Raw genomic sequence first — 26585 nt, 5'->3', positions numbered from 1 at the left:
ACCGATGACCATGCATGTCCCCGTCCGGCTCGGGCCGGCTGAACTGAAGCTCATCGACCAGCTGACGGCCGCCGGTGCGGTTGCGGAAGCCGAGCGCCTGACCGGCGCCGGCCTGCCGACGCGGCGCGTCGAAGCGTACCACTACACCGACCTGAAGCAGCTGCTGCGGGCGGTTCCGGAACTGGCTGCTGCCGCGACCGAAGCCAGCGCTCCGGCGCTGCGCGTCGCCGGCGCCTACCAACTGATGATCGCCAATGGCGTGGTGCAGGAGACCGGCACGGCGCCGGCTGGCGTCATCGTCGGCAAGGCGGCAGGCGGCGTGCTCACGACACGTGACGATGTGGTTACGCGTCTCAACATGGCGCTGACCAAGGAGTGCCTGACGCTCGACCTCGACGGGTCGGTCGATCCGGTGATCCAGATCGATCGCCGCACCGAAGGCGCCGCCGGGCACTCGACCAGCGCGGCGAAGATCTTCGTCGCCGACGACAGCAGCGCGGTGATCGTCGAGACCTATTCGGGCAGCGAACAAGCGCACCTCGGCAACCACGCCACCTATCTGGCGCTCGGCAAGAACGCCAAGGTGACCCACATCACCGTGAACCTGGCTGCGGCCAAGGCGACGCATTTCGCCTCGAACGAGTACCATCTCGCCGAAGGTGCGCAGCTCAGGACTCTGATCATCAATGCCGGCGCGGCGTTGAGCCGGACGCAGCTGTTCCCGCGCTATGAAGGCGCCGGCGCCCATGCCGACATCACCGGGCTGAACCTCGTCTCCGAGGGCCAGCACGCCGACATCACCATGGATGCGCTGCACGCCGTGCCGCACACTTCGTCGAAGCCGCTGTTCAAGTCGATCGCCCGCGGACGGTCCAAGGCCGTGGTGCAGGGCCGGCTGGTGGTGGCGCGCGATGCGCAGAAGACCGACGCCAAGCTGATGAGCCAGGGGCTGATGCTCTCGGACGAAGCGGAAATCCTCTGCAAGCCCGAGCTCGAGATCTATGCCGACGACGTGGTCTGCGGCCACGGTTCGACCTGCGGCCAGCTGGACGAGGACTCGCTGTTCTACCTGACGAGCCGCGGCATCGCGAAGGCGGACGCCGAGACCATGCTGGTGCGCGCCTTTCTCGCCGAACTGATCGACCCGATCGAGGACGAGGCGCTGAACGAGGCGCTGACCGCAGTGATCGAGGGATGGCTGGCGGGCAAATGAGTTTCGATCTCGCCAAGATCCGCGCCGATTTCCCGATCCTCGAAGAGGAGATCCACGGCAACCGGCTGGTCTATCTGGATAGCGGCGCTTCGGCACAGAAGCCGAACCAGGTGCTCGACCGGATGGATTGGGCGCACCGGCACGCCTATGCCAACGTCCACCGCGGCCTCCACACGCTCGCCAACCGGGCGACCGAAGCCTACGAGGGTGGGCGCGAGGCGACGCGGCGGTTTCTCAACGCCAGCCGGCCGGAAGAGATCATCTTCACCCGCTCGGCCACCGAGGCGATCAACCTTGTCGCGGCGTCGTTCCTCGGTCCGCGGATCGGGGAGGGCGACGAGATTGTGCTTTCGATCATGGAGCACCACTCCAACGTCGTGCCGTGGCACTTCCATCGCGAGCGCAAGGGCGCGGTGCTGAAGTGGGTCGACGTGCGTGACGACGGCAGCTTCGACCTCGACGCGTTCGAGGCGGCCCTGTCGCCGAAGACGAGGATGGTGGCGATCACCCATATGTCCAACGTCCTGGGTACGGTGACGCCGATCAAACAGATCGTCGAGATCGCCCACGCTCGGAAGATACCGGTGCTGGTCGATGGCAGTCAGGGCGCCGTACACCTCAAGGTCGACGTGCAGGACCTCGGCGTCGATTTCTACGTTTTTACCGGCCATAAGCTCTATGGCCCGACCGGCATCGGCGTGCTGTACGGGCGCTATGACTTGCTCGCCGATATGCAGCCCTACCAGGGCGGCGGCGAGATGATCGATACCGTCACCCGCGACAGCGTCACCTACAATGAGCCGCCGCACCGCTTCGAAGCCGGGACGCCGCCGATCGTCCAGGCGATCGGGCTCGGCGCCGCCATCGATTATGTCGAGGGCATTGGCCGCGAGGCGGCGCAGGCGCACGAAGCGGAACTCACCGGTTACGCGATGGAGCGGCTGGGGCGGATCAATTCCTTGCGGTTGATCGGCACCGCACCGGGCAAGGGTGGCATCTTCTCGTTCGAGGTGAAGGGCGCGCATGCGCACGACGTTTCGACCATCCTCGACCGCTACGGCATCGCAGTACGTGCCGGCACGCACTGCGCCATGCCGCTGCTACAAAGGTTCGGCGTCACCTCTACCTGCCGGGCCTCCTTCGGCCTATATACCGGCAAGGATGATATCGACGCCCTGGTCGAGGGTATCGAAAAAGCGCGGAGTTTTTTTGCCTGAGGGCGCGAAGCGGGATCGCCTGGGGACGCGAAGCCGTTTCACTAAGGAAACAACATGACTGACGAAGTGAACGAGATTGCTCCTGAGGTCGAGGTCGCCGAGCCGAATGCCGGCGACGCGCCTCGTATCACGCCCAATGTCGGCGCGGCGATTCCCGCCGACGACGTGGAGCGGATCACCCGCGACCTGATCGGCGCGCTGAAGACGGTCTACGACCCGGAGATTCCGGTCGATATCTACGAGCTCGGCCTGATCTACAAGGTCGACCTCGATGACGACCGCAACCTGACCATCGATATGACGCTGACCGCGCCGGGCTGCCCGGTGGCCGGCGAAATGCCGGGCTGGGTGGAGAACGCGGCGCGCAATGTCGAGGGCATCCAGGACGTCACCGTCAACATGGTCTACGATCCGCCATGGGACGCTTCGCGCATGAGCGAAGAAGCCCAGGTGGCGCTGAACTGGTGGTAAGTTCCGCGCTTTAGGTCTATATATCGTCTTGTTACGATGAAGGTCCGCAACCGATGCCTTTGAAGATCATGAGCCTGACCGATGCCGCCGTCGAGCGCATCAACGAGATCATCGAGGATAGCGCCACGCCCGTGGTTGGCGTGCGCGTTGGTATCAAGGATGCCGGCTGCGCCGGCCAATCCTACACGCTCGCCTATGTCGGCGAGCCGGTGAAGGGCGACGACCACATCGAGGAAAAGGGCGTCCACGTCTATGTGGAGCCCAAGGCGACGCTGTTCCTGCTCGGCACGGTGATGGATTTCGAGGAAGACATCCTCAAATCCGGCTTCACCTTCAAGAACCCGAACCAGACCGGCGAATGCGGCTGCGGCGAGAGCGTGCAGTTGAAGCCGGCCGACCTCAAGGCGCTGGCCGAGGCCCGGGCGCACGCCTGATTTGAGGCTTTGCCTCCTGCATCTCCTCACACTCGGTGTCATCCCAGCGAAAGCTGGGACTTATCTCTATGTCTGCGCCAGAGGATAGTCGGGTCCCGGCTTTCGCTGGGATGACATCCAGTTTTGGGGCCAAGGCAGGGTCACAACGACGTACTTGGCAAAGGGTAGCGCAATCCGCTACATCCATCGGGCTTGCTTCAACCTCACCCCGGCGACGCCCGGGCCCAATCGACAGATCGATGTGTCCGGCCCTGCCGGAGTGAGTGCGGCCGTTGCGCCGCTGTGTGACGGAGTTCTCCATTGACCGCTGCCGCTTCCTCAAAGCTCGAGGCTTTGACGATCACGCCGCCCGATCATCCGCTGGTCGGCCGGGTCACGCCTCCCGGCTCGAAATCGATCACCAATCGTGCGTTGCTGCTGGCGGCGCTGGCGAAGGGCACGAGCCGGCTCAGCGGGGCGCTGAAGAGCAAGGACACGGCGCTGATGGCGAGGGCGCTGATCCAGATGGGTGTCAGCGTCGAGGAACCCGATGCGACGAGCTTCGTCGTCACCAGCGACGGTACGCTCAAGGCGCCGACCGAGCCGCTGGTCTTGGGCAATGCCGGCACGGCGACACGCTTTCTGACGGCCGCGGTGTCGCTGGTCGAGGGCAGGGTGGTGGTGGATGGCGACGAGGCGATGCGCAAGCGCCCGATCGAGCCGCTGCTGGTGGCGCTCCGCTCGCTCGGCATCGATGCGAGCAGCGAGACTGGCTGTCCCCCGGTGGTGATCAACGGCACCGGTTCGTTCGGCAGCGGCCGGGTCGAGATCGATGGCGGGCTCTCCAGCCAGTATGTCTCGGCGCTGCTGATGGCGGCGCCGTTCGGCGAAGGCCCGATCGAAGTGGCGCTGACCGGCAAGGACCTCGACGCCCGCGGCTACGTGAATCTAACGCTTGCCGCGATGCGGGCCTTCGGCGCCAGCGTCGAGCAGCTCGATGAGATGACCTGGCAGGTGCAGCCCACCGGCTACCAGGCGACCGACTTCCACATCGAGCCCGACGCCTCGGCGGCGACCTACCTCTGGGCGGCGGAAGCGCTGACCGGCGGCAGGATCGACCTTGGCGTGCCGATGGACGCGTTCACCCAGCCCGACGCCGAGGCGGCCAGGCTGATCCGCATGTTCCCGCGCATGCCCCAAGTGATCGACGGTTCGCAGATGCAGGACGCGGTACCGACGCTGGCGGTGCTCGCAGCCTTCAACGAGACGCCGGTGCGCTTCGTCGGCATCGCCAATTTGAGGGTCAAGGAATGCGACCGAATCTCGGCGCTCTCCACTGAGCTCAACCGCATCCGGCCAGGCCTTGCGCATGAGGAGGGCGACGATCTGGTGGTTTCGTCCGATCCGCGGCTCATCGAGCTCAAGCATCGCAACGAGCGAACCAGCATCGAAACCTATGAGGACCACCGCATCGCCATGAGCTTTGCGCTGGCGGCGCTGAAGATCGGCGGGATCACCATCCTCGATCCAGACTGCGTCGGGAAGACCTATCCGGGGTACTGGGACGCGCTGCGCTCGCTTGGGGTGGAGACGGTGGCGGCGTAGAAGCCGGATGGCCGAGGCACATCGTGCCCTCCAGGCCCCCTCTCTTGCAAAATCTAAGGCTTAGCCAAACGGCTAAACCTAAGATTTTGCTTTCTCCCCCGCCAAGGGGGAGATGATCCGTGCCTTCCACTTGCGCCGGAGTATCAGTCGGGACTCTCCCCCTTGGCGGGGGAGAAAGCGAAAACTTGGGCTTAGCGCAGCTAAGTCCTTAGTTTTCGCAAGAGAGGGGGGGCCACCTAGGCCATCCCTCCTCGGCCCATTCCCCAACAGAGCGTAGCCGCTAAGCCGCGACGATGTCGTCGTCCTTGAGGTCGGTCTCGCCGACCACCACGTTGCGGCCGCGGTGCTTGGCGGCATAGAGGCACCGGTCGGCGCGTTCGATCAGGCTCGAGGGGGTATCGCCTGTGCGGTACATGGCGACGCCAAACGACGCGGTGACGCGGCCGAGCTTCTCGTTGGTCGAGCGCTTCAGCAGTTCCTTGGCCTGGATGGCCTTGCGAATGTTGTCGGCAAGGATCACCGCGCCCTCGAGGTCGGTGTCGGGCAGCACCGCGGCGAATTCCTCGCCGCCATAGCGTGCCGCGATATCCCGGCCCTTGATGTTGGATTTGAGCGTCATCGCAACCAGGCGCAGCACCTGGTCGCCGGTCTGGTGGCCCCAGGTGTCGTTGAAGCGCTTGAAGTGGTCGATGTCGATCAGCATCAGGCACATATGGTCGCCATGCTCTTCGGCCCGTCCCACCGCCCGCCGCAGCCCGTCGTCGAAGGCCTTGCGGTTATAGACCTTGGTGAGCGGGTCGAGCAGCGCTTCGCGGCGGACGTCGTCGAGGTCGCGCTGCAGCGCTTCGATGTCGTCGCGCGAAGCTGCAAGGTTCATCTCGAGCTGATGGTTGGCATCCTGCATGCGGCGGGTTTCCGCCAGCAGTGCGTTGGCCAGCGTTCGCAGCCTGGTGGCATCCAGCTCGCCCGAACCGAGGTCGCCACTGGCGATCTGCAGCGACGCCGAATAGGCGCCGGCTGTGGTCATGGCTGTGTCGATGGCATCGTGGATGGCGACGATGCGGTTCGACATCCGCTGCGATACGCCGGAGATCCGCTCGTTGGCATCCTGAGCGCGAAGGAACTCGTTGTAGAGGCGCTCGGCGATCTCGGCGGTCGGGTGTCCGCCGCGGAAGATCTCGTTGACGCGGGCGTTCAGCGCGGGATTGATGCCGGTGGCGTAGGTGTAGAGCAGTTCATAGAACTGTGGGTACGGAGGAATCGTCGCCCGCTTCAGCAGGTCCAGCGCTGAATTCGCATAACCGAGGGCGCGTCTGAATTCCTGTTCTGACACCGTTCCCCCAAGCCCGGCTCCTGCCGGTCGTTCGGCCGGCATTGTCAGTTGTTCGGCATTAACGAGCCGTAAAAACACGACGATCTGTTAGCAATTCTACTGAGATCGTCGCGGGAATTCTGTAGATCGCGGCTATTTCCGCAGCAGGAATGCCGGGATCGGACCGTCAGAACCGAACGGCGAATCGGCGACGATGCCTTCGATGTGCTGAGGACGCGGCTCGCGGGCGGGTTTTTCGCCGCCATTGCCACGGTTGTTGTTGTCGTTGCGAGGCGCATCGTTGCGGGCAGGGCGACGAGGCCGCTCGCTCCGTTCCTCGCGCGGCTGCTGGATTTCCTGAGCTTCGACCTTCGCTGCAGTTTCCCGCGATCCGCGGCCACCACGCCGTCCGCGACCGTCACGCAGCGAGCGAAGTTCGCTGCGGTCCTCGGTGCGCGTCGCTTCGGTCCGCTCGACCGATCCACCGCCCAACTTCACCTCGGGAATGTCCTTGGCGATCAGCTTGGTGATGGCATCGACATACTTGCCGTCGGACGGGGTCGCCAGCGTAATGGCGACGCCGGAGCGGCCGGCACGACCAGTGCGGCCGATGCGGTGCACATAGTCCTCGGCGTGGGTCGGCACGTCGAAGTTGAACACGTGGCTCACCGCCGGGATGTCGAGGCCGCGGGCGGCCACATCGCTGGCGATCAGGAGCTGCAGCTTGTCGGTCTTGAAGCTGTCGAGCGTTTCCATGCGGCTCTTCTGGTCCATGTCGCCATGCAGCCCAGCGGCCGAAAAGCCATGGCGCTCCAGCGAGCGGGCAAGGGTGGCCACATCGCGCTTGCGATTGCAGAAGATGATCGCGTTCTTGAGGTTCTCTTCGCCGCGGATCAGGCGGCGCAGCGCGTCGCGCTTTTCTTCCGGCTTGCCGGAGACGCGGACGATCCGCTGCTCGATCGTCTCGGCGGTCGAGTTCTGGCGGGCGACCTCGAGTTTGATCGGGTCGCGCAGGAACCGGCTGGTCAACCGCTGGATTTCCGGCGGCATGGTGGCCGAGAAGAACAGCGTCTGCCGGCGCGGCGGCAACAGGCCACAGATGCGCTCGATATCGGGGATGAAGCCCATGTCGAGCATGCGATCGGCCTCGTCGATGACGAGGATGTCGACGCCGGTGAGCAGGATGCGGCCGCGTTCGAACTGGTCGAGCATGCGGCCGGGCGTGGCGATCAGCACGTCGGCGCCGCGATCGAGCACCTTGTTCTGGTCTTCGAAGCTGACGCCGCCGATCAGCAGCGCAACGTTGAGCTTGTGGTTCTTGCCGTACTTCTCGAAATTCTCGTGCACCTGCGCCGCGAGCTCGCGCGTCGGTTCGAGGATCAGCGTGCGCGGCATGCGGGCGCGGGCGCGGCCACTTTCGAGCAGCGTGAGCATGGGCAGCACGAACGACGCGGTCTTGCCGGTGCCGGTCTGTGCGATGCCGATAATGTCCCGCTTCTGCAGGACATGCGGGATCGCCTGCGCCTGGATATCGGTGGGCTTGGTGTAGCCGGATGCGGCAACCGCATCGATCACCTTGGCGCTGAGGCCCAACCCGGAAAAGTCATTTGCCAAATCAGTGGTCCGCTCAAGTAGGGAAGGCAGGTCGACGGGCAGCTACTTGAGGAGGTGCGGGTCGACGAAGAGGTCGCAAAGTACAAGCCGGATAATCAGGCTTCGCCTTGCAGCAACCGATCCGGACTCCGCCCTGTCCGGGGCTGCGCGCGACGCGCCCGGAACATAGTGGAAACCCCTTGCGAGTCAACGGGGTTTGGGGGCGGGTGATTAATGGAGGGGCGCGAATGGTGCGCGCCAGCGTATGCTACCGGCTAGAGGCACTCCGAATACAGCACGCGGCCGACGGCACCCTGCAACGCGCACAGGTTGTTCACGAATGTGCCGACCATCAGCGTACCTAGGGGGGCAACGCAAAGAAAAAGCATGAGAACGCGGACCCAGGCCCGTCGAAAGATCACCAGGACCGCGACAAGTGCCACAATCGGCATGATGCATATTGCAGAGTAAAACCAGAGTTCCGACCGCGTCGATATCGAAAGCTGCAGAGCCGCAATCGGTAGAATCCTGATCGCTGCCGCTCCGATCAGCAGACCGCAGGCCACTGGCGACCGGTCACCGTCCCTGCTCGGATTTCCCTGATCCATCTGATGGTTCCACCGTTTGAGAACGGTGTTCAATATCATCCGGCGTCTCTGTTGCACAGTGTTCAAAATACCGACTTCGACACCGACATGGAGCTAGTTGTGCGGATCAGGCCTTGCCGAGATCGAGTACGACGATTTCCGGCCAGCTACCGATCCGCACGGGAATGACGGAGCAACCAAGGCCGCGCGAGACGATCAGCTCGCGTCCTTCGACAGTGTAGTGGCCGGCAGGAAAGCGGCGCGAGCCGAGCGATGCGGCCCATGGCCGCCAGCCGAAGAGCGAAATCTGGCCGCCATGGGTGTGGCCGGACAGCGTGAGGCTGACGCGGTCGGGTACTCTGGGGAAGATATCGGGCTCGTGGGCGAGGAGCAGGGTCGGCTCGCCGTCGGGGATCTGGGCGAGTGTGCCATCGAGGTCGTCGAGGCCGCTGGTGTGCCGGCCGTCATGCGCGCCACCGGGCAGGATACCCATCTGGTCGCCGAGACCGGCAAGCCAGAAGGCGTGCCGGTCCTTCTCGAGGCGGATGGCCTGGTTGACATAGGTTGCGATACCGGCGTCATGCAAAGCCGTGCGTGCCAGCGGTGTTGCAGAATGATCGAGCTGGAAGGCACGGTCCTCCCAGTAGTCGTGGTTGCCGAGAACGGCATGCACACCGAGCGGGGCGGAGAGCTTGCCGAGCGCGCTCGCCCACTCGACATTGCCGACCTGACCGGTACGAAGCCGCATGCCGCTGACATAGTCCCCGAGCAGCAGGATGATATCGACGCCGAGGTCCTGCGTCTGTGCGCACAGCGCCTCGATGCGCTGCAGGTCCATCCAGGGTTCGCAGGCATGAAGGTCGGCAATGACGGCGGCGCGCAGTTTCAGGCCGGCCGGCCAGCCACGCGGCGTTAGGGCGTAGGTGGTGATGCGCGGGCGGGCAAGGGCCTCGATGAAGGGGTAGGCGGCCGTGGCGATCAGCCCAAGCACCCCTACGCCGAAAAGTTTCAGCACCCCACGCCTGGTGATCATGTTCGCCCCTGACCCTCAGGGACGCTCGTCCCTAGATATCCAGATCGGTGACGAATGCGGCGTTTTCCTGGATGAAGTCGAAGCGGGCTTCCGGACGGTTGCCCATCAGGCGGTCGACGGAGAGCCTGGTCTCTTCGAAGTCGTCGCGGATGCGGACCTGCAGCAGGGTGCGGGTCTTCTTGTCCATCGTGGTTTCGCGCAGGTGCACGTAGGGCATCTCGCCGAGGCCCTTGAAGCGGGTGATGTCCGGCTTCTTGCCCTTGAACTCGTCTGCCAGCAACTGGTCGCGATGCGCGTCGTTCATCGCATAGGCGACTTTGGGGCCGGAACTGATGCGGAACAGCGGGGGCATGGCCAGGTAGAGGTGGCCGCCCTCGATGAGTTTCGGCATCTCCTGGAAGAAGAACGTCATCAGCAGCGAAGCGATGTGGGCGCCATCGACGTCGGCGTCGGTCATCAGGATGATCTTGTCGTAGCGCAGCTCGTCTTCGCGATAGCGCTCGCGGGTGCCGCAGCCCAGCGCCTGGATCAGGTCGGCAATGGCCTGGCTCGCCTGCACCTTGTCGCGAGTGGCGCCGGCAACGTTGAGGATCTTGCCGCGCAGCGGCAGGATGGCCTGGCTCTTGCGGTCGCGCGCCTGCTTGGCGCTGCCACCGGCCGAGTCGCCCTCGACGATGAAAATCTCTGCGCCCTGGGCCGCCGATTGCGTGCAGTCTGCGAGCTTGCCGGGCAGGCGGAGTTTTCTGGTCGCCGACTGGCGGTCGACCTCCTTCTCCTTCTTGCGCCGCAGGCGCTCTTCGGCGCGCTCGATGGCCCAGTCGAGGAGCTTCGAGGCCTGGTTGGGCGAGGCAGCCAGCCAGTGATCGAATGGGTCGCGCAGCGCGGTATCGACGATGCGGGTGGCCTCGGGCGAGCTCAGCTTGTCCTTGGTCTGGCCGACGAATTCCGGCTCGCGCACGAACACCGAGAGCATGGCAGAGCACTGCACCAGCACGTCTTCGGCGGTCAACTGGGCGGCGCGCTTGTTGCCGCTCAGTTCGGCATAGTTGCGCAGGCCGCGGAGCAGGGCGGCGCGCAGGCCCTGTTCGTGCGTGCCGCCATCGCCGGTCGGCACGGTGTTGCAATAGGAATTGACGAAGCCATCGCCGAGGCACCAGGCCACAGCCCATTCGACGGCGCCATGCGTGCCCGGCTTGCCGATGGTGCCCGCGAAGATGTCCTCGGTGATACGCGGCTCGCCTTCGATGCGGTTGGCGAGGAAGTCGCGCAGGCCGCCCGGGAAATGGAAGGTGGCCTTGGCCGGCACGTCTGCCGTGGCGAGGCTCTCGTCGCAGGTCCAGCGGATCTCGACGCCACCGAACAGGTAGGCCTTCGAGCGGGTCATCTTGAACAGGCGGGCGGCGGAGAACTTGTGCTCGCCGAAGATCTCCGGATCGGGGTGGAAGCGCTGCGTGGTGCCGCGCCGGTTCTGCACCTTGCCCACGGTCTCCACGCCGCCCAGCGGTTTGCCGCGCGAGAACGCGATGCGGTAGAGCATCTGGTCGCGCGCCACTTCGGTGATGAGGCTGTCGGACAATGCGTTGACCACCGAGACGCCGACGCCGTGCAGGCCGCCCGAGGTCTCGTAGGCCTTGCCGTCGAACTTGCCGCCGGCGTGCAGGCGCGTCATGACGATCTCGAGCGTCGAGACGCCAGGGAATTTCGGATGGTTTTCGACCGGGATGCCGCGGCCGTTATCGGTGACGGTCAGGAACCCGTCCTCGCCGAAATGCACCTCGATGCGGCTCGCATGCCCGGCGATCGCCTCGTCCATCGAGTTGTCGATGACTTCGGCGAACAGATGATGCAGCGCATTGGCGTCGGTGCCGCCGATATACATGCCGGGGCGGCGGCGCACCGGCTCGAGGCCTTCGAGCACCTCGATGTCGGCGGCCGAATAGGAAGCAGCGTGGGCGACGCTGGAGGTGGGGGGCGCGGCCGGCGTTTTCGGCGTTGGCGTCGAAGGCGGACGCTGCGGGGCATCGTCGCCGTCAGGGCCGAAAAGGTCTTCGATCGCCGCCATGAAATCTCCGTCCGAGGCGCGAATCGAGCGCCTCACAAGCTCTAGCATACTTGCTGCTTTGGGTGGGTTAAGCGGGAGGTAGGGCCCGGCGCTCGACCTGTCAACCGGTCGTGAACGGCATGTGAATGCACGGTTCCGCGAGCGTTCAACGGCTGGGCATTATTTCACGGCTCGAGATTGCGGAGCGCCCAGCTGGGGCCGGTAGGCAGTGTCCGGGCTGGGCGTTCGGCAATCTCACATCGACTGCGCCTGATATCACTCGGAACTCCGCCGCTCACGTTGCCTCGCAACATGAACGGTGGATGAACGGGCGATACCGCATTGGTTAAGAATGCAACCTTTAGGGTCGTGGCACGCTAGTGGACCTGGCTCCAGTTGATCTTGAAGGAGACTATCATGACCTCAATCCTATCGTCCGTGATGAAGTCCGGCCGTGCCGCGATCGTTGCGGTGACGCTGGGTGCGGCAGCGTTCACTGCCATGCCGGTCCAGGCGCAGTCGTTCAACTTCGACTTCGGCATCCAGGGTGGTGGCAGCAGCTTCTCGTACGGCTTCGACAATGGCCGCAGGATGAAGCGCGACTGCCTGACCAACAACGAAGTCCGCCGGGGCCTGCGCCGCGCCGGCTTTGACGATATCCGCTTCGTCGATCGTCGCGGAGTCCGGGTGAAGGTGGTGGCCGACTATGGCCGTCGCACCTACGCCATGACCATCAACCGCTGCACCGGCCGCGTCTCGGATATCGAGCGGCTGCGTCGCCCGTATTCGCCGGGCTTCCAGTTCCAGTTCCGCTTCTAGTCCAGTTCCGGCGGGAGCCGGTTCCTCCCTCGCGCTCCCGCCAGATCCCGGCCCCTCAGGGCCGGGATTTTTTGTTTCGTGAGTTGCAAAGGAGAACGACATGAAAGCTACTACGCTCATCCGCGCCGCCGTGCTCGGGCTGGCGCTCGGCGCTTCGGCACTCCCCGTGCAGGCGCAGAGCATGCAGTTCCAGTTCGGCTTCGGCACCGACGGCTTCGGCTTTCGGCGGCCGCTGATCTGCATCGAGCTGACCGACCGGCAGATCCGCAACGCCGTGCGCCAGCAGGGATACACGAACATCTTTCTCAACGTGCGGAACGATCGGCGCATCCAGGTGCGCGCGACACGCGGGGATTGGGTCTATCTGCTTCGCGTCTCGACCTGCACCGGGGCGATCCTCAATCGTGAACGGCTGCGCCGCAGCTGATGAAATCGCCAGTGAATCCAATGCGTCCGGTTCCGTACAAAGGGCCGGGCGCATTGTTTTGGAGCACTTGATTCAGACTTCGTTTGCTTCTCGGAAGCACTTTCTTAAGCGCTCGCGGGTATGAATTTCACATACGGTTTTTGTTCGGAGTAGCCGTATGCGCGCCCAAGCCAAGAGCGGTCTCGCGTACTTTGAGACAGCGTTGAGGGCGCCACGCGACAGCGGATGGCAGCAGGCCGGATTTGATAGTTTTGCGTACCGGCTTGCCCATCTTGCTTTGCCCCGCCCGCTGACCCTCGTCGCCATTGCCACGCTGTTCTACCTGGTGTGACGTAGGGGGCTCGGAGGCCCATGGTGTCCCATGTGCCCCGGCGTCATCATCACGAAGCGGCGATCTCCGTTTGAGCCTGGAAGGCGCTGCAACTCACCCTTTCAGGTGGGCGGCTCGGTTCCCCCACCCACCGGGTTTGGGGGCAACCTGCTGCCAACCGACGCCCTCAGCTCTCGAACCGCCTGTCCTTGGGGCAGCCTGCAAACAGAGGTTCCCGCTTTCGCGGGAATAACCCGGTGGCTGGGGAGGGGTTAGCAGGCAGCCACTTGACCTCCAATCGCCCCCGGTGCTCTAAGCATTCCGTCCGCAATGCCAACCAAGGAGGGTCGCGTGGGCTATCGTCATGACCAGCACCGCAGTCGCGGCCCTGTTTCGGCCCTGCAGCTTTAGTTGCAGGGCTGGCCGAACGGGTCCGGACGTCCTCGTCGTCTCACACCATTCTGGTCTGCCCAAGCCGGCTCCGCTTCGTGCGTGAGCCATTGCCGGCACCGGTAGTCCCTGTTGGTCGCGTGATCGAACCGCAAAAGTTTGCAACTTTTTGCTGATCACGCTCCGAGCATGGACCGCCAGAAGACCAGAGAGACGAAAATGGGCTCGATCAGCCTCAAGCACCTTTCCATCACCGCCACCGATCCGCTGTTCCGCGACCTGAGCCTCGTCGTCGCCGATGGCGACCGCGTCGGGCTTGTTGCAGGCAATGGGCTCGGCAAGACCTCGCTGCTGCGCGTCATCGCCGGACTGGCGGAACCCACTGCCGGCGAAGTGGTCCGCTCGCGCGGGCTGCGCATTGGCTATGTCGAGCAGGACGTGCCGGCGGCGCTGATGCCGCTGACCATGCGCGACGCCGTGCTTGATGCCCTGCCGGCGGCAGACCGCGAGACCGATGCGTGGCGGGCCGATGTGGCGCTCGACGGGCTGGAGACGCCCTATGAGCTGCGCGACCGGCTGGTTTCGGCGCTGAGCGGCGGCTGGCAACGCTTGATGCTGATCGCGCGGGTATGGGTGACCGATCCTGATGCGCTGCTGATGGACGAGCCGACCAACCACCTGGACCTGTCAAAGCTGTTCCGGCTGGAGACCTGGCTCAACCGTGAGGCCCGCAACATTCCGCTGATCGTTGCCAGCCACGATCGCGACTTCCTCGACGCGGTGACCAACCGGACGCTGTTCCTGCGGCCGGGGACCTCACGCTACATGCCGCTCGGCTACTCGGCGGCCCGGCTCGAGATCGAACGCGAGGACGCATCTCAGGAAGCGCAGAACGAGCGCGACCTCAAGGAAGCGAGCAAACTGAGGAAACAGGCAGCCAAGCTCAACAATATCGGCATCAACTCGGGCAGCGACCTCTTGGTGGTCAAGACCAAGCAGTTGCGCGAACGGGCCGCGAGGATCGAGGAAGCGGTGCGGCCGACACACCGCGAGCGCTCGGGCGAGATCAGGCTCAGCAACCGCGGGACGCACGCCAAGCTTCTGGTCGGCATCGAGAACGTCACGGTGACGACGCCGGCAGGGCAGGCGCTGTTCAAGATCGACAAGCTCCACATCTTCCAGGGCGATCGCGTGGTGCTCCTGGGCAAGAACGGCGCCGGCAAGTCGCAGCTGGTCAAGCTGATCCACCGCGCCATGGTGGAGCCCGACAGCGTGCCCGGCATAAGAGTCACGCCGTCGCTGGTACTGGGCTACACCGACCAGGACATGTCGCAACTGCCAGTCAAGGAGACGCCCGAGAGCTTCATCTCGGTGACATTCAAGCAGCCGGACGCCCGGGTGCGGAGCCTGTTGGCGGCGACCGGATTTGTCATCGAGAAACAGTCCCGGCCGATCGGGCAATTGAGTTTCGGCCAGCGGGCCCGCCTGGGGCTCCTGGCGCTGCGGCTGACGGAGCCGAACTTCTACCTGATGGACGAGCCGACCAACCATGTCGACATCCCGGGCCGTGAAGCGCTGGAGAGTGAAATCCTCGCCCACGAAGCGACGGCCGTGCTGGTCTCGCATGACCGCAGCTTCGTGCGGAATGTCGGAACGCGGTACCTGGAGATCAGCGGCAAGCGACTCAAGGAGGTCGATGGACCGGAGCCGTTCTTCGAGGAGATGATGCTGGAGACTGATCAAGTCTAGATCGTTCGACTTAGTGTAAATGATCTAGGAGATCGCGCGGCGACAGATCTGGTGAGCAGGAATGGCTCTCGACAGGGCGGATGTCCTGTGTTGCCACGCCGAAATACTGCGCAGTTGGTTCGGCGGTAAGGTCTGAGTCATAGCCGGATAGGCAATCTTGCGCAGGATAGCGTGAGGTTGTTCGGCGATGGCGCAGATGATGCAGAATGGAAGGCCAGGCAGTGCCGGCGCGAACAGCCGCAAGGATGTTCGCTTCATCGGCGACGTGATGGGCAGCTACGTGCTGGCAGCGCGCGCGCACACACCGGGCGCCGTGCAGGTATTCGCCTGCCGTTCGCGCAGCGTCTCGGCCCATGAGGCGGTGGTAAACGCTCCGGTCAGCGGGGCGCCCGGCGATATGTTGACCATGACATTGCAGGGGCTGGGCATCATGCGCGGCAGGATCACCCGTATTCTGGAGGGCGGCTTTGTCGTGGCGTTCGATTGCAGCGAACAGGAGCGTGTCACGCTGGGTGCGAGGATCGACTGGCTGAAGCGCCGGACGCTGAAGACGGTCAGCGATCGGCGGGCGCACAAGCGCGTGTTGCCCCGGGAGACGCGGGCTAACCTGACACTGGACGACGGGCAACGCTTCGACTGCTTCATCATCGACATGTCGCAGTCGGGCGTCGCCGTCTCGGCCGATGTGCTGCCGCCGGTCGGCGCGCCGGCCGGGGTGGGCGCGATCCCCGGTCGGGTAGTGCGACACATCGAGGCCGGGTTTGCCGTGCAGTTCGCCGAGGTGCAGCAGATTGGCCAGCTCGAGGCGCTGCTGACTCTCAAGACCAGCGACCAGCGCATCCTCGCCGGGGAGCGGTTGAAGCTGAGCAAGTAGTGCGCACGCCGGCTATGGCAAACAAATCCTTGCCGGAGTGCCAAGGGATTTCCAGTAGGGCGCAACCGGCCGTTCAAGCTCGGCGCGCTGATGGGGCTCTACCTGCTCGCCAGCCGCAAGAACCGCAGCCATCGAGTGCAGGTGTTCGCCTGCCGGCTGCAATCGATCTCGCCGCAGCTGATGGTCGCGTCGGCGCCGGTGCTCGGCACGCCGGGCGAGGAGCTCTCCGCCAACTTCGAGCCGTTCGGTACCGTCAGGGGACGGGTCGAGCGGTTGATCGACGGCGGCTTCTCGATGGCCATCGAGACCAGTGCCGAGGAGCGCGACCTGCTGATCAAGCGCATCGGCTGGTACAAGAAGCGGGTCTTCCATGGGGTCGCCGACAAGCGGGCGCACCGCCGGGTGATGCCCAGGGATCCGCGCTCCACCATTCTGTTTGCCGACGGGAGCCGCCTGCCATGCCTGATCATCGATATGTCGCGCTCGGGCGCGGCGCTATCGGCTGATGTGCAGCCGGACCTCGGCACGCCACTGGCGGTCGGACGAGTGGTAGCGCGCGTCGTGCGCTGGCTCGACGTCGGCTTCGCGGTGCAATTCCTGATCGAACAGGAGCCGGAAAGCCTCGAGGACCGGCTCCACCTTGTCGACGCCTGACGGCTAGCGCTCGGTGAAGGCCAGTTTCGCCCCGAGCGCCACGAAGGCGGCGGCGAAGGTGCGGCGCATCCAGGTGAGGACGCGTGGGCGGGTGACCACGTGCTGGCGCACCGCAGCGGCAAATACACCGTAGACGGCGAAGATCACCAAGGTCATGGCCATGAACACCGCGCTCAGCTCCAGCATCTGGGGCAGGGCGGCGGCGCTGTCGGTCCTGACGAACTGCGGCAGGAAGGCAAAGAAGAAGATCGACAGTTTCGGGTTGAGGATGTTGATCAGGATGCCTGAGACCAGCACCTGGCGGACCGACTTCGGCGCCGCGTCGGTGTCGACGCTGAGCGCGCCTGTCTCGCGGAGCGTCGCCCGGGCCATGTAGAGCAGATAGGCGACGCCGAGATACTTGATGATCTCGAAGGCGAGCGCGCTGGTGTGGAGCAGGGCGGCGAGTCCAGTGATGGCGGCCGCCATGTGCGGGATGATTCCCAAGGTGCAGGCGAAAGCCGCGAGGATGCTGGCACGGGCGCCGCGGGTCAGCCCGGCGGCCAGCGTGTAGAGCACGCCGGTGCCCGGCGAGGCGACGATGACCAGCGTGGTGATGAGGAATTCGGGCGTCATGACGGGCTCCGGACCAGCGAGGGCTGGGCCAGCATAGTCATGCCGACAAAGAGCGCCAGAGAGTTGGCGCTGCAGGTGATTTGGTATCTTCGCAAGTCGCTGCTAGGCTTCGCCGCATGAAGCGCATCGTGCAAAGCCGGCCGATCGACTCGCCCTTCGTCGAGAGCATCAGCTCCGTTCGTTTCGACACGACCGGGACGACGCTGATGCAGCCCGATGGTTGCTGGGACATCGCCATCATCAAGCGCGGCGACGAGACCCTGGTGCTGCGCACCGGGCTCACCACGCAGGCGGTGGTCTATGAGCACGAAGCGGGCGATGAGCAGCTGGTGATCTCGTTCAAGCCGCACAGTTTCATGCCGCTGATGCCCGGCGATATCATGCGCGATGAGGGCGTGATGCTGGAGAAGTTCGGCAAGGGCGGGTTCTGGATCGGCACCGACGTGCGGGAGATCCCGACCTTCGAGAATGCCGACGTGTTCGTCGAGCGGCTGGTCCGCGACGGGATCATCGACGGCAACGAGCTGGTGGCCTCGGTGGTCGAGGGGCAGCCCAAGGCGATGACCGAGCGTACCCTGCAGCGGCATTTCCTCAGGACCACCGGGCTCACCTATAAGCACTTCACGCTGGTACAGCGGGCGCAGAAGGCAGTCGCCATGCTGCAGATGGGCCGGCCGGCGGTGGATGTGGCGCTGGCGCTGGGCTTTTCCGACCAGGCGCACATGATCAACTCGCTGAGGGCGATCATGGGCCAGACGCCGAGAGAGATCGTTCGCGCCGCCACTGATGAGGTTGTCGGAAACTTCCAATAATCCCGAGTGGGGGTTGGGTACGAAAGGGGTGTCTTCAACGATCACCCCGAAACGGAGTACCCGAAATGGCCACCATCACCCCCTTCAAGATCGACGTTTCCGCCGCTCAGCTGCAGGACCTCCAGGACCGTCTGGCACGCACCGTGATGCCGAGCGAAGTCGATGGCAGCTGGGCCGCCGGCCCGACCAATGCCTATGTCCGTGGCGCCGTCGACCGGCTGCTGGGTGGCTTTGACTGGCGCAAGGCCGAGGCCGAGATCAACGAGCTGCCGCAGTTCACCACCGAGATCGATGGCCAGAACGTCCACTTCATCCATGTGAAGTCGGCCGAAAAGAACGCCACGCCGCTGCTGCTGATCCATGGCTGGCCCGGCTCGATCGTCGAGTTCCTCGACGTGATCGGGCCGCTGACCAACCCGGTGGCGCATGGCGGCAAGGCCGAGGATGCATTCGACGTCGTGGTGCCGTCGCTGCCCGGCTTCGGCTTTTCCGGTCCGACCCGCGAGGCTGGCTGGAACAATGTGCGGATCGGCAAGGCCTTCATCGAATTGATGAGCCGGCTCGGCTACCAGCGCTTCGGCGTACAGGGCGGTGATGCCGGCGCCATCATCGGGCCCGAGATCGGCCGGCTGGCGCCGGAGCGGGTGATCGGCGTGCACCTCAACGCCGCGACCATGGGCTTCATCCCGTTCGGCCCGGTGTCGCCGGAGGAGATCGCGACCTTGACCGACAGTGAGAAGGTGCGGCTGCAGCGGGTGCAGCGCTTCATGGCGGAGCATTTCGGCTTCAACGTCATGCAGTCGAGCCGCCCGCAGACGCTGGCCTACGGCATCTCGGACTCGCCGGCGGGGCTGCTGGCCTGGATCAGCGAGCTGTTCACCAGCTTCGGCGATCGCGTCGACGCCGTGCCGATGGATCGGTTCCTCACCAACTTCATGATCTACTGGTTCACCGGCACCGCCGCCTCTTCGATCCGGCTCTACTACGAGAATGCACATGATCCGGAGGCCTGGTCGCCCAAGGCGAACTCGGGCGTCCCGACCGGCGTCGCGGTATTCGGCTTCGACGAAGTGCCGATCCGCCGCTACGGCGAGACCAGCAACACCATCGTGCGCTGGAACGAGTTCGATGTCGGCGGGCACTATGCGGTGCTGGAAGTCCCCGATGTGTGGGTCGGCGACGTGCGCGGGTTCTTCGGCCAGATCGGCTGAGCCGCGACCTTTGCGAGAAGGAAAAGGGCCCGTCCGGGCCCTTTTCTGGTTTCGGTCAGGCGGCCGGCTGGCGGCGGAACAGGCTACGGATCGCCTTCCAGGCCGGACCGATGACTTTGCCGGCCACCGGGATCAGCAGCAGGCCGAGGGCGAGGCCGAGAACCAGGTCGGCGAGGATCGTCGCGAGCCCTTCGACGAAGCCGCCGAGCGCCGGCAGCATTGCTTCGGCGCCATGGGCAATGCCTTCGATCAGGTGCTCGATCTGGTCGAGGCCGAAGCCGGCGAGGCCGTGGACGACGATGCCGCCGCCGACCCAGATCATCGCCGCCGTGCCGACAATGCTGAGGGTCTGCATCACCCACGGCATGGCGATGAGGATGCCACGGCCGGTAGCGCGGCCGAGGCCGGTGCGGCCCTTGCTGGCGAGCGCCAGGCCGAAATCATCGGCCTTCACGATCAGCGCCACCGCGCCGTAGACCGCCGCGGTTATGCCGAAGGCGACGACCACCAGCACCAGCGCCTGCTCCCAGAACGGCAGGTCGGGCAGGGCGGCGAGCGCGATGGTCATGATCTCGGCCGACAGGATGAAATCGGTCTGGATGGCGCCGGCGACGCGCTCCTCCTCAAGCTTCCTGGGATCGGCGGCAACCGGCGCGGCGGCTTCGGCCTCGTGCGCGTGCGCCTCGTGCGGGAACACGGCCTCGAACACCTTCTCGGCGCCCTCGTAGCAGAGATAGGCGCCGCCGATCATGAGCAGCGGCGTGATCAGCCAGGGCGCAAAAAAACTCAGCGCCAGCGCCGCGGGCAGGAGGATCAGCAGCTTGTTGCGGATCGAGCCTACGGCGATGCGCCAGACGATCGGCAACTCGCGGTCGGCGGAGAACCCGGTGACGTAGTTCGGCGTCACCGCGGTATCGTCGATCACTGCGCCGGCCGCCTTCAGCCCGGCCTTGGTTGCTTGCCCCGCGACGTCGTCGATCGAGGCGGCGGCAACCTTGGCGAGAGCGGTCACGTCATCGAGAAGGCCTAGTAGTCCAACGCTCATTGAGAAGTACCATCGTTGCGGGCGTCGAGCGCCTCAATATCGAGAAGTGTCGGCAGGAATTCCGGGTGAGCCGCCGCTACGGCCGAACGGAGCCAGAGACCAGCCGCGTCGTCAAGGCGCGGCACGTATCGCGTGAGATCGGATATGTCCTTGTCGCGCGGCTGTTTGCATTTGTAGAGCAACTGGATCTCGGGCGCGATGACCGGCAGGCCCGACCGGGTGGGAATGAAGACGGTCCCCATGTCGTGGCGGACCGACAGTTCCCGGCGATAGGCCCACTGGCCATCCAACTGCGCCTCCGCGACGATCTCGAAATCCCACAAGGTCTCGCCATGGCGGCGGAGCCACAGGCTGAACGGCGGGGCAGGGAGCACGGTTCCAGTCTCATAAGGCGTCAGCTGCTTGTTGCGGGCGACGGCGATCTCGAAACCGTCGAAGGTTGGCAGCAAGGCAGGCAGGTCGGCAAGAAAGCAGCTTATCTCGATATCGGAATGCGGGCGGCTGACGCCGCCCTGCCACAGGTCGATCGCCCAGCCGCCTGCGATGCCCCACGGCACGATGGCCTCCGCGAGCCAGCCGGCAAGCTCATCGGGCGATGTCTGGCGCCAGCGGCTCGACATCAGAGGGCAGACAGGCGGGCTGCCTGCAGCTTGCCTTGGGCGAAGCCGGCGCGGGCCGAGGGGGCGCGGATCGCAGGGTCCATCTGGTTGACGTCCATGGCAGCGCGGGATTCCGAATGAGCAGTGTTCCGCCTGTGGCAGGTCCTGTCCATCGAAAAGCAGAAGGGCCCGTTGCCGGGCCCTTCCATATTCCTTCGATCGATCCAGCGCTTAGGCCGAGTAGTACATCTCGTACTCGACCGGGTGCGGCGTGTGCTCGAACTTGATGACTTCCGTCATCTTCAGCTCGATGTAGCTGTCGATCTGGTCGTCGTCGAACACGCCGCCGGCCTTGAGGAAGTCGCGGTCCTTGTCGAGGGACTCGAGGGCTTCACGCAGCGAACCGCAAACGGTCGGGATCTGCTTCAGCTCTTCCTTGGGCAGCTCGTACAGATCCTTGTCCATCGGATCGCCCGGGTGGATCTTGTTCTTGATGCCGTCGAGGCCGGCCATCAGCAGCGCGGCAAAGCCGAGATACGGGTTCGCCAGCGGATCGGGGAAGCGGACTTCGACGCGCTTCGACTTCGGCGACTGGCCGAAGGGGATGCGGCACGAAGCCGAGCGGTTGCGCGCCGAGTAGGCGAGCAGCACCGGAGCTTCGAAGCCCGGAACCAGACGCTTGTAGGAGTTGGTGGTCGGGTTGGTGAAGGCGTTGATCGCCTTGGCGTGCTTGATCACGCCGCCGATGTAGTACAGCGCTTCCATGGAGAGGCCGGCATACTGGTCACCGGCGAAGAGCGGCTTGCCGTCCTTCCAGATCGACTGGTGGCAGTGCATGCCCGAGCCATTGTCGCCATAGACGGGCTTGGGCATGAAGGTCACGGTCTTGCCGTAGGCCTGGGCGACCTGCTGGATGACGTACTTGTAGATCTGCACGTCGTCGGCCGACTTGATCAGCGGAGCGAACTTGATACCCAGTTCGTGCTGCGCCGAAGCCACTTCGTGGTGGTGCTTTTCGACGGTGACGCCCATCGATGCCATGGCGGCGAGCATTTCACCGCGCATGTCCTGCGCGCTGTCCAGCGGCGGAACCGGGAAGTAGCCCTTCTTGAGGCCGATGTGGTGGCCGGTGTTACCCGACTCGTACTCGGTGTCGTTGTTGATCGGCAGTTCCGAGTGATCGACCGAGAAGCCCACCTTGTAGGTGGTGTTCGAATAACGGACGTCGTCGAAGATGAAGAATTCGGGCTCGGGGCCGAACACCACGGTGTCGCCGATGCCGAGTTCCTTGACGTAGGCCTCGGCCTTTTTGGCCGTGGTACGCGGGTCGCGGTTGTACGGCTGGTAGGTCAGCGGCTCGAGAATGTCGCAGTTGATGGCAAGGGTAGGGGCGCCGAAGAACGGGTCGAGATAGGCCGAGTTCGGATCGGGCATCAGCACCATGTCGGACTCGTTGATGGCCTTCCAACCAGCGATCGAGGAACCGTCGAACATGGTCCCTTCCTCGAAGAGATCCTCATCGACGACCGTCACATCCATGGTGACGTGCTGCAGCTTGCCGCGCGGGTCGGTGAAGCGGAGGTCGACGTACTTGATGTCCTCGTCCTTGATCTTCTTGAGGATGTCGCTTCCAGTGGTCATTAGGTTCCCCTGTGTAAGTCTGGAGTTGATGCTAGGCGGGAGAGACGCGCGAAGAGGTGCCCCTTAGAGCGCGTCGTCGCCGAATTCGCCGGTGCGGATGCGGATAGCCTGTTCGATCGAATAGACGAAGATCTTTCCGTCGCCGATGCGGCCGGTTTGCGCGGCCGTGCGGATCGCTTCGATCGCCTTCTCGGCGAGGTCGTCGGGGCACACCACCTCGACCTTCACCTTGGGCAGGAAGTCGACGACATATTCCGCGCCCCGGTAGAGCTCGGTATGTCCCTTCTGACGGCCGAAGCCCTTGGCTTCGGTGACGGTGATGCCCTGCAGACCGACTTCCTGCAGCGCTTCCTTCACTTCGTCGAGCTTGAACGGCTTTACGATAGCCTCGATCTTCTTCATTCAGGCCTCCAACAGGCACCGGTCGGGTGCCGCTCGGTTGTATGCAGGGTCCGTGCCAGCTCACCAGCGCGGGAGAAAACCTTGCCAAAATAAGCGCCTAGGACGAACATCTGATCCGCCGCGCTAGGCAGGTTGGCAGGTGCTTGCACAAAGAATGCGCATGACGCTGCAGATTTGTTCATTTCGATGGGGCGAAACGCGCAAACGGACAATGGCAAAGATCGGTTTGCAGCGAAAGTGGGCAAATGCTCGGACGTATGGCGGCGCCTTGCCAGCGGCCGCGCGGTTCTTCGGAAGGAGAAGAGGGACCGAGCACTGATTTCGCGCATTGCAGATGTCTCCCCGCAAACGGGAAGCTTCTTGAAGCTGCCGGCGCGCTGATCTGAGTGAAGTGAGATCATTCGAAGGGCAGCGAGGGATAAGCTGTCGAAGGTGATTGACGGGGAGCACGCCTGAGGCGTTCATATCCACCTTATCTTTCTGTCCTACTATCCAATCAAAGTATTTCGAGAATGTACCTGCGAGCCATTTGGTCACTCCTGGCATCGGTAGCGAGTTGTGCCGCTCTTTCGTTGGCGGCATTCGGTCAGGACCGCCTTGGCGATGATCGCCACAGGTACGAAGCTCCTCCCTTGGTCGCTTGTTCCGATGCGGGCGACTTAACCGGTGTATTCATCGGCCAGGAACAGTGCATCCTTGTGTCAGGGGAAGCACGCTTGGCAGTAGGTTATGACAGTTCGGCCGGGCTCCTCGCGTGGCACTCCGAGATTGGCCGAGTCATGGGAGTTCTTGGGAGCGATCTCGGTCCGGTCTTTGGCGTGTTGGCACTACGGAATGAGGGAGCCCTGCCACCAAACGAGTTCTCCGCAACCCGCGACGGGTTGTCGCTGTACGAGGCATATGTTGCAGTGGGAGAGGACGTAAGAGTGGCTGTTGGTAAGGCGCCAAGCATCATCAAGACGGACGACGGCAGACCTCTGGACTGGTTAGGAAGCGACAACTCGTACAGCGTCTTCTTCCCAATCGAGAATAATGGTTCGGTGCCGCTGACCGCAAACTCAGTCCAGGTATCCGGTCGACTATCGGAGGACCTCCAGATCGGGTTGGCTTGGGAAGATGGGATGGTGGGTAATTTCTGGTATCACGAAGTCAGCCAACCTCGTGTTGTAGCGACGGCGCGCTACGACGACGGACAGACGCAAGCAAATGTTCTGGTGGCGCGTTTCGGTGCACCGTCCGAGGCGAGCAGCGGCTCCTACGTAATGGCCGACAGCTTTTCCGGCAGAGTCACCGTGAATTCCCTGCTCACAGAAACCTTTCGAGTGCTGTTGGCTGGGTCGTTCGGCAGCGACCAGTCGGTTGGAGGAATGATATCTGCGCAGGCCCAGATTGGGGCTGTCGAGTTGGCGGGGAGTTATCAGAAGGTGGGTGGATATGCATGGTCAGATCAACCCACCTTTCTAAGTGGTTCGCTTACGGCCGAGATTTCGTCCGACCTCGCCATTCGAGTGGGAGTTCTCGCCGCGCGCCGCGAATACGAGGAATCGGAGCAGATCGGCATAGGGAGCATCTTTGAGGTGTGGGAGAACGCCGCCCTTGAGCTCGAGATTGGGAGGTATCAGGACGATTGGTCATCTCTCAACTACGCGCGAGGAAGCCTCGACTGGCACATCAACGAGTCGGTCAAGGCGAAGGCAACCGCCGTGGTCACCAGCGACGGGGGCTATAAGATCGAGTCGGAAGTCGTCACTTCCTTCCGCTAGTCGCGCCCCACCTCTCCCTTTGACCTTCCCCAATTCTTCACATATATGCACGCGACCCGGCCGACGGGGCACCTTGCGGGTGTGGCGGAACTGGTAGACGCACTGGATTTAGGTTCCAGCGCCGCAAGGCGTGGAGGTTCGAGCCCTCTCACCCGCACCAGAGCTCGCCGCGATACTGCCAGCGACTTCGGCCAAACGAGTTTTGAAGAGACAACGGGATACCCCAATGCAGGTCACAGAAACCCTCAACGAGGGCCTCAAGCGCAAACTTTCCCTGGTCATCCCCAAGAAGGATCTCAGCGACCGGCTGGATGCGCGGCTCGATGAGCTCAAGGGCACCGCGAACATCAAGGGTTTCCGCCCCGGCAAGGTGCCGACTGCGCACCTGAAGAAGGTCTACGGCCGCTCCGCGATGTCGGAAGTCCTGTCGGATGCGATCAACTCGACCGTGTCGAAGACCCTCGACGACCGCTCCGAGCGCGCCGCGACGCAGCCGAAGGTCGACCTGCCGGAAGACCAGGGCGTGATCAACCAGGTGCTGGACGGCGAAGCCGATCTCAACTTCGAGGTCAGCTACGAAGTGCTGCCGCCGGTCACCCTGATGGACTTCAAGTCGCTCGCCGTCGACAAGCCGGTGGTCGAGCTCGACGAGAAGGACGTGGATGCCGAAGTGCAGCGCGTCTTCGCGCAGCAGCGTGGCTACGAGGAAAAGGGTGAGGACGGCGTCGTCGAGAACGGCGATCGTCTCGGCCTCAGCTTCAAGGGCACGATCAAGGGCGAGGCTTTCGCCGGCGGCTCGGCCGACCATGCGCACCTGACCGTGGGTTCGGGCGAGTTCATCCCGGGCTTCGAAGAGCAGCTCGTGGGCATGAAGAAGAACGAGACTAAGACCGTCAAGGTCACGTTCCCCAAGGACTATGCGCAGGACGAACTGGCCGGCAAGAAGGCCGACTTCGAAGTCACCATCCTCCATATCGATGGCCCGAAGGCCGGTGAGCTCAACGATGAGTTCGCCAAGAACCTCGGTCTCGAGAGCGTTGCCGCGCTCCGCGACGCGGTGAAGGACCAGATGAAGGCGGCGCTCGATTCGATGGGTCGCCAGGCGATCAAGCGGCAGATCCTCGACCAGCTCGACGAAGGTCACAAGTTTGCCGTTCCAGAGCAGCTGGTGGAAGCCGAGTTCAACACCATCTGGCAGCGCGTCGTGCACGAAGTCGAGCACCACGGCCGGTCCTTCGAAGACGAGGGCACGACCGAGGAAGCGGCCAAGGAGCAGTACCAGAAGATCGCCGAGCGCCGCGTGCGCCTGGGTCTGGTGGTCGCCGAGATCGGCAACCAGAACAAGGTCGAAGTGACCGAAGAAGAGCACCAGCAGGCGCTGATCGCCGAAGTGCGCCGCTTCCCGGGCCAGGAACAGCAGGTCTACGACTACTACCGCAAGAACCCGCAGGCTCTCGCTGGCCTCCGTGCTCCGGTGTTCGAGAACAAGGTGGTGGATTTCGTCACCGAGCTCGCCAAGAAGACCGACAAGCCGATGACCCGCGCCGAGCTCTCCAAGATCATCGCCGCGGACGAGGACGAGGTTCCGGAGGAGCACCACCACTAAGCTGGTGCGTTCCAATCCCAAGTTCAGGGCCGCCCTTCGGGGCGGCCTTTTTGTTTGGACGAGATCTCTCGTCATCTCCCCCCTTGCGGGGGAGAATGGAATTTCATGGGCTTAGCTGTTTGGCTAAGCCTTAGAAATCGCAAGAGAGGGGATGAGGAGCCACTGTGCCTCCCCACGCCCCCC

At 64.0% G+C, this 26585-nt stretch carries 24 protein-coding genes and 1 tRNA gene; 16 read left to right on the top strand and 9 right to left on the bottom strand.

Annotated elements, in window-relative coordinates; translation table 11 throughout:
- Window positions 1-10 precede the first annotated feature (10 nt).
- From sufD to aroA, 5 genes are all read left to right on the top strand, one after another.
- Complete coding sequence (gene sufD, locus AC1ROK_RS12905) at window positions 11-1213, top strand: Fe-S cluster assembly protein SufD (RefSeq protein ID WP_492847450.1); 1203 nt, start codon at window positions 11-13, stop codon at window positions 1211-1213.
- Complete coding sequence (locus AC1ROK_RS12900; RefSeq protein WP_492847448.1) at window positions 1210-2430, top strand: cysteine desulfurase; 1221 nt, start codon at window positions 1210-1212, stop codon at window positions 2428-2430. The genes sufD and AC1ROK_RS12900 overlap by 4 nt, the downstream gene beginning before the upstream one ends.
- A gap of 54 nt (window positions 2431-2484) precedes the next feature.
- A complete protein-coding gene (locus tag AC1ROK_RS12895) occupies window positions 2485-2901 on the top strand; it encodes an SUF system Fe-S cluster assembly protein (RefSeq protein WP_492847446.1) in 417 nt (138 codons plus the stop codon).
- A gap of 53 nt (window positions 2902-2954) precedes the next feature.
- The gene (locus AC1ROK_RS12890) at window positions 2955-3335 is read left to right on the top strand and encodes a HesB/IscA family protein (protein ID WP_056000106.1); all 381 of its coding nucleotides are present in this window, start codon (window positions 2955-2957) and stop codon (window positions 3333-3335) included.
- Window positions 3336-3635: 300 nt separating this feature from the next.
- Window positions 3636-4919 carry a 3-phosphoshikimate 1-carboxyvinyltransferase gene (aroA, locus tag AC1ROK_RS12885; protein WP_492847444.1) on the top strand — a complete coding sequence of 428 codons (1284 nt, stop codon included), beginning with the start codon at window positions 3636-3638 and terminating at the stop codon, window positions 4917-4919.
- Between the two features lie 280 nt (window positions 4920-5199).
- On the opposite strand, the gene AC1ROK_RS12880 is transcribed toward aroA, so the two are convergent.
- The 4 genes from AC1ROK_RS12880 to parE all read right to left on the bottom strand — a co-directional run bounded on the left by AC1ROK_RS12880 (window position 5200) and on the right by parE (window position 11506).
- The gene (locus AC1ROK_RS12880) at window positions 5200-6252 is read right to left on the bottom strand and encodes a GGDEF domain-containing protein (RefSeq protein ID WP_492847442.1); all 1053 of its coding nucleotides are present in this window, start codon (window positions 6250-6252) and stop codon (window positions 5200-5202) included.
- Between the two features lie 132 nt (window positions 6253-6384).
- Window positions 6385-7845, bottom strand: coding sequence for a DEAD/DEAH box helicase (locus AC1ROK_RS12875; protein ID WP_492847440.1), 1461 nt, complete (start codon window positions 7843-7845; stop codon window positions 6385-6387).
- A gap of 693 nt (window positions 7846-8538) precedes the next feature.
- A complete protein-coding gene (locus AC1ROK_RS12870; RefSeq protein WP_492847438.1) occupies window positions 8539-9444 on the bottom strand; it encodes a metallophosphoesterase in 906 nt (301 codons plus the stop codon).
- 31 nt (window positions 9445-9475) lie between these two features.
- Window positions 9476-11506, bottom strand: coding sequence for a DNA topoisomerase IV subunit B (gene parE / locus AC1ROK_RS12865; protein WP_492847436.1), 2031 nt, complete (start codon window positions 11504-11506; stop codon window positions 9476-9478).
- 396 nt (window positions 11507-11902) lie between these two features.
- Here parE and AC1ROK_RS12860 point away from each other — a divergent pair, with 396 nt between their 5' ends.
- The 6 genes from AC1ROK_RS12860 (at window position 11903) to AC1ROK_RS12835 (ending at window position 16708) form a co-directional block, all read left to right on the top strand.
- The gene (locus tag AC1ROK_RS12860; RefSeq protein WP_492847434.1) at window positions 11903-12304 is read left to right on the top strand and encodes a hypothetical protein; all 402 of its coding nucleotides are present in this window, start codon (window positions 11903-11905) and stop codon (window positions 12302-12304) included.
- Between the two features lie 100 nt (window positions 12305-12404).
- On the top strand, window positions 12405-12731 hold the full coding sequence (locus AC1ROK_RS12855; RefSeq protein WP_492847432.1) for a hypothetical protein: 327 nt from the start codon (window positions 12405-12407) through the stop codon (window positions 12729-12731).
- Between the two features lie 157 nt (window positions 12732-12888).
- Window positions 12889-13062 carry a hypothetical protein gene (locus tag AC1ROK_RS12850; protein ID WP_492847431.1) on the top strand — a complete coding sequence of 58 codons (174 nt, stop codon included), beginning with the start codon at window positions 12889-12891 and terminating at the stop codon, window positions 13060-13062.
- Window positions 13063-13650: 588 nt separating this feature from the next.
- Window positions 13651-15180, top strand: a complete 1530-nt coding sequence (locus AC1ROK_RS12845) for an ABC-F family ATP-binding cassette domain-containing protein (protein WP_492847429.1) — start codon at window positions 13651-13653, stop codon at window positions 15178-15180.
- Between the two features lie 187 nt (window positions 15181-15367).
- Entirely contained in the window at window positions 15368-16054 is a 687-nt protein-coding gene (locus tag AC1ROK_RS12840) for a PilZ domain-containing protein (protein WP_492847427.1), read from the top strand.
- Window positions 16055-16144: 90 nt separating this feature from the next.
- Complete coding sequence (locus AC1ROK_RS12835) at window positions 16145-16708, top strand: PilZ domain-containing protein (protein WP_492847425.1); 564 nt, start codon at window positions 16145-16147, stop codon at window positions 16706-16708.
- 3 nt (window positions 16709-16711) lie between these two features.
- Here the strand turns inward: AC1ROK_RS12835 and AC1ROK_RS12830 are convergent, their stop codons facing one another.
- Window positions 16712-17323, bottom strand: a complete 612-nt coding sequence (locus AC1ROK_RS12830; RefSeq protein WP_492847423.1) for a LysE family translocator — start codon at window positions 17321-17323, stop codon at window positions 16712-16714.
- Between the two features lie 116 nt (window positions 17324-17439).
- Between AC1ROK_RS12830 and AC1ROK_RS12825 the strand changes: the two genes are divergently transcribed.
- Together AC1ROK_RS12825 and AC1ROK_RS12820 are read left to right on the top strand one after the other, a co-directional pair.
- The gene (locus AC1ROK_RS12825; protein ID WP_492847421.1) at window positions 17440-18135 is read left to right on the top strand and encodes a helix-turn-helix domain-containing protein; all 696 of its coding nucleotides are present in this window, start codon (window positions 17440-17442) and stop codon (window positions 18133-18135) included.
- A 65-nt stretch (window positions 18136-18200) separates the two neighbouring features.
- A complete protein-coding gene (locus tag AC1ROK_RS12820; RefSeq protein ID WP_492847419.1) occupies window positions 18201-19346 on the top strand; it encodes an epoxide hydrolase family protein in 1146 nt (381 codons plus the stop codon).
- Window positions 19347-19401: 55 nt separating this feature from the next.
- Here AC1ROK_RS12820 and AC1ROK_RS12815 read toward each other — a convergent pair whose 3' ends face one another.
- The 4 genes from AC1ROK_RS12815 to AC1ROK_RS12800 all read right to left on the bottom strand — a co-directional run bounded on the left by AC1ROK_RS12815 (window position 19402) and on the right by AC1ROK_RS12800 (window position 23033).
- Window positions 19402-20391: a DUF808 domain-containing protein gene (locus tag AC1ROK_RS12815; RefSeq protein ID WP_492847417.1), complete on the bottom strand. Its 990-nt coding sequence runs from the start codon at window positions 20389-20391 to the stop codon at window positions 19402-19404.
- On the bottom strand, window positions 20388-21011 hold the full coding sequence (locus AC1ROK_RS12810) for a nucleotidyltransferase domain-containing protein (RefSeq protein ID WP_492847416.1): 624 nt from the start codon (window positions 21009-21011) through the stop codon (window positions 20388-20390). The genes AC1ROK_RS12815 and AC1ROK_RS12810 overlap by 4 nt, the downstream gene beginning before the upstream one ends.
- 210 nt (window positions 21012-21221) lie before the next feature.
- Window positions 21222-22631 (bottom strand): type I glutamate--ammonia ligase, encoded by a 1410-nt coding sequence (gene glnA / locus AC1ROK_RS12805; RefSeq protein ID WP_055881882.1) that lies wholly within the window; start codon window positions 22629-22631, stop codon window positions 21222-21224.
- A 63-nt stretch (window positions 22632-22694) separates the two neighbouring features.
- Window positions 22695-23033 (bottom strand): P-II family nitrogen regulator, encoded by a 339-nt coding sequence (locus AC1ROK_RS12800; protein WP_046105125.1) that lies wholly within the window; start codon window positions 23031-23033, stop codon window positions 22695-22697.
- Between the two features lie 716 nt (window positions 23034-23749).
- On the opposite strand from AC1ROK_RS12800, the gene AC1ROK_RS12795 reads away from it, so the two are divergent.
- The 3 genes from AC1ROK_RS12795 (at window position 23750) to tig (ending at window position 26402) form a co-directional block, all read left to right on the top strand.
- Window positions 23750-24796 carry a hypothetical protein gene (locus AC1ROK_RS12795; RefSeq protein WP_492847415.1) on the top strand — a complete coding sequence of 349 codons (1047 nt, stop codon included), beginning with the start codon at window positions 23750-23752 and terminating at the stop codon, window positions 24794-24796.
- 75 nt (window positions 24797-24871) lie between these two features.
- A tRNA-Leu gene (locus AC1ROK_RS12790) sits at window positions 24872-24956 on the top strand.
- 66 nt (window positions 24957-25022) lie between these two features.
- On the top strand, window positions 25023-26402 hold the full coding sequence (tig, locus tag AC1ROK_RS12785) for a trigger factor (protein WP_492847414.1): 1380 nt from the start codon (window positions 25023-25025) through the stop codon (window positions 26400-26402).
- Window positions 26403-26585 lie beyond the last annotated feature (183 nt).

The sequence above is a fragment of the Devosia sp. GW821-FHT12F11 genome, from assembly GCF_058806655.1.
The sequence above is the reverse complement of the archived record's forward strand: the minus strand, read 5'-3'. Positions and strand labels throughout refer to the sequence as shown.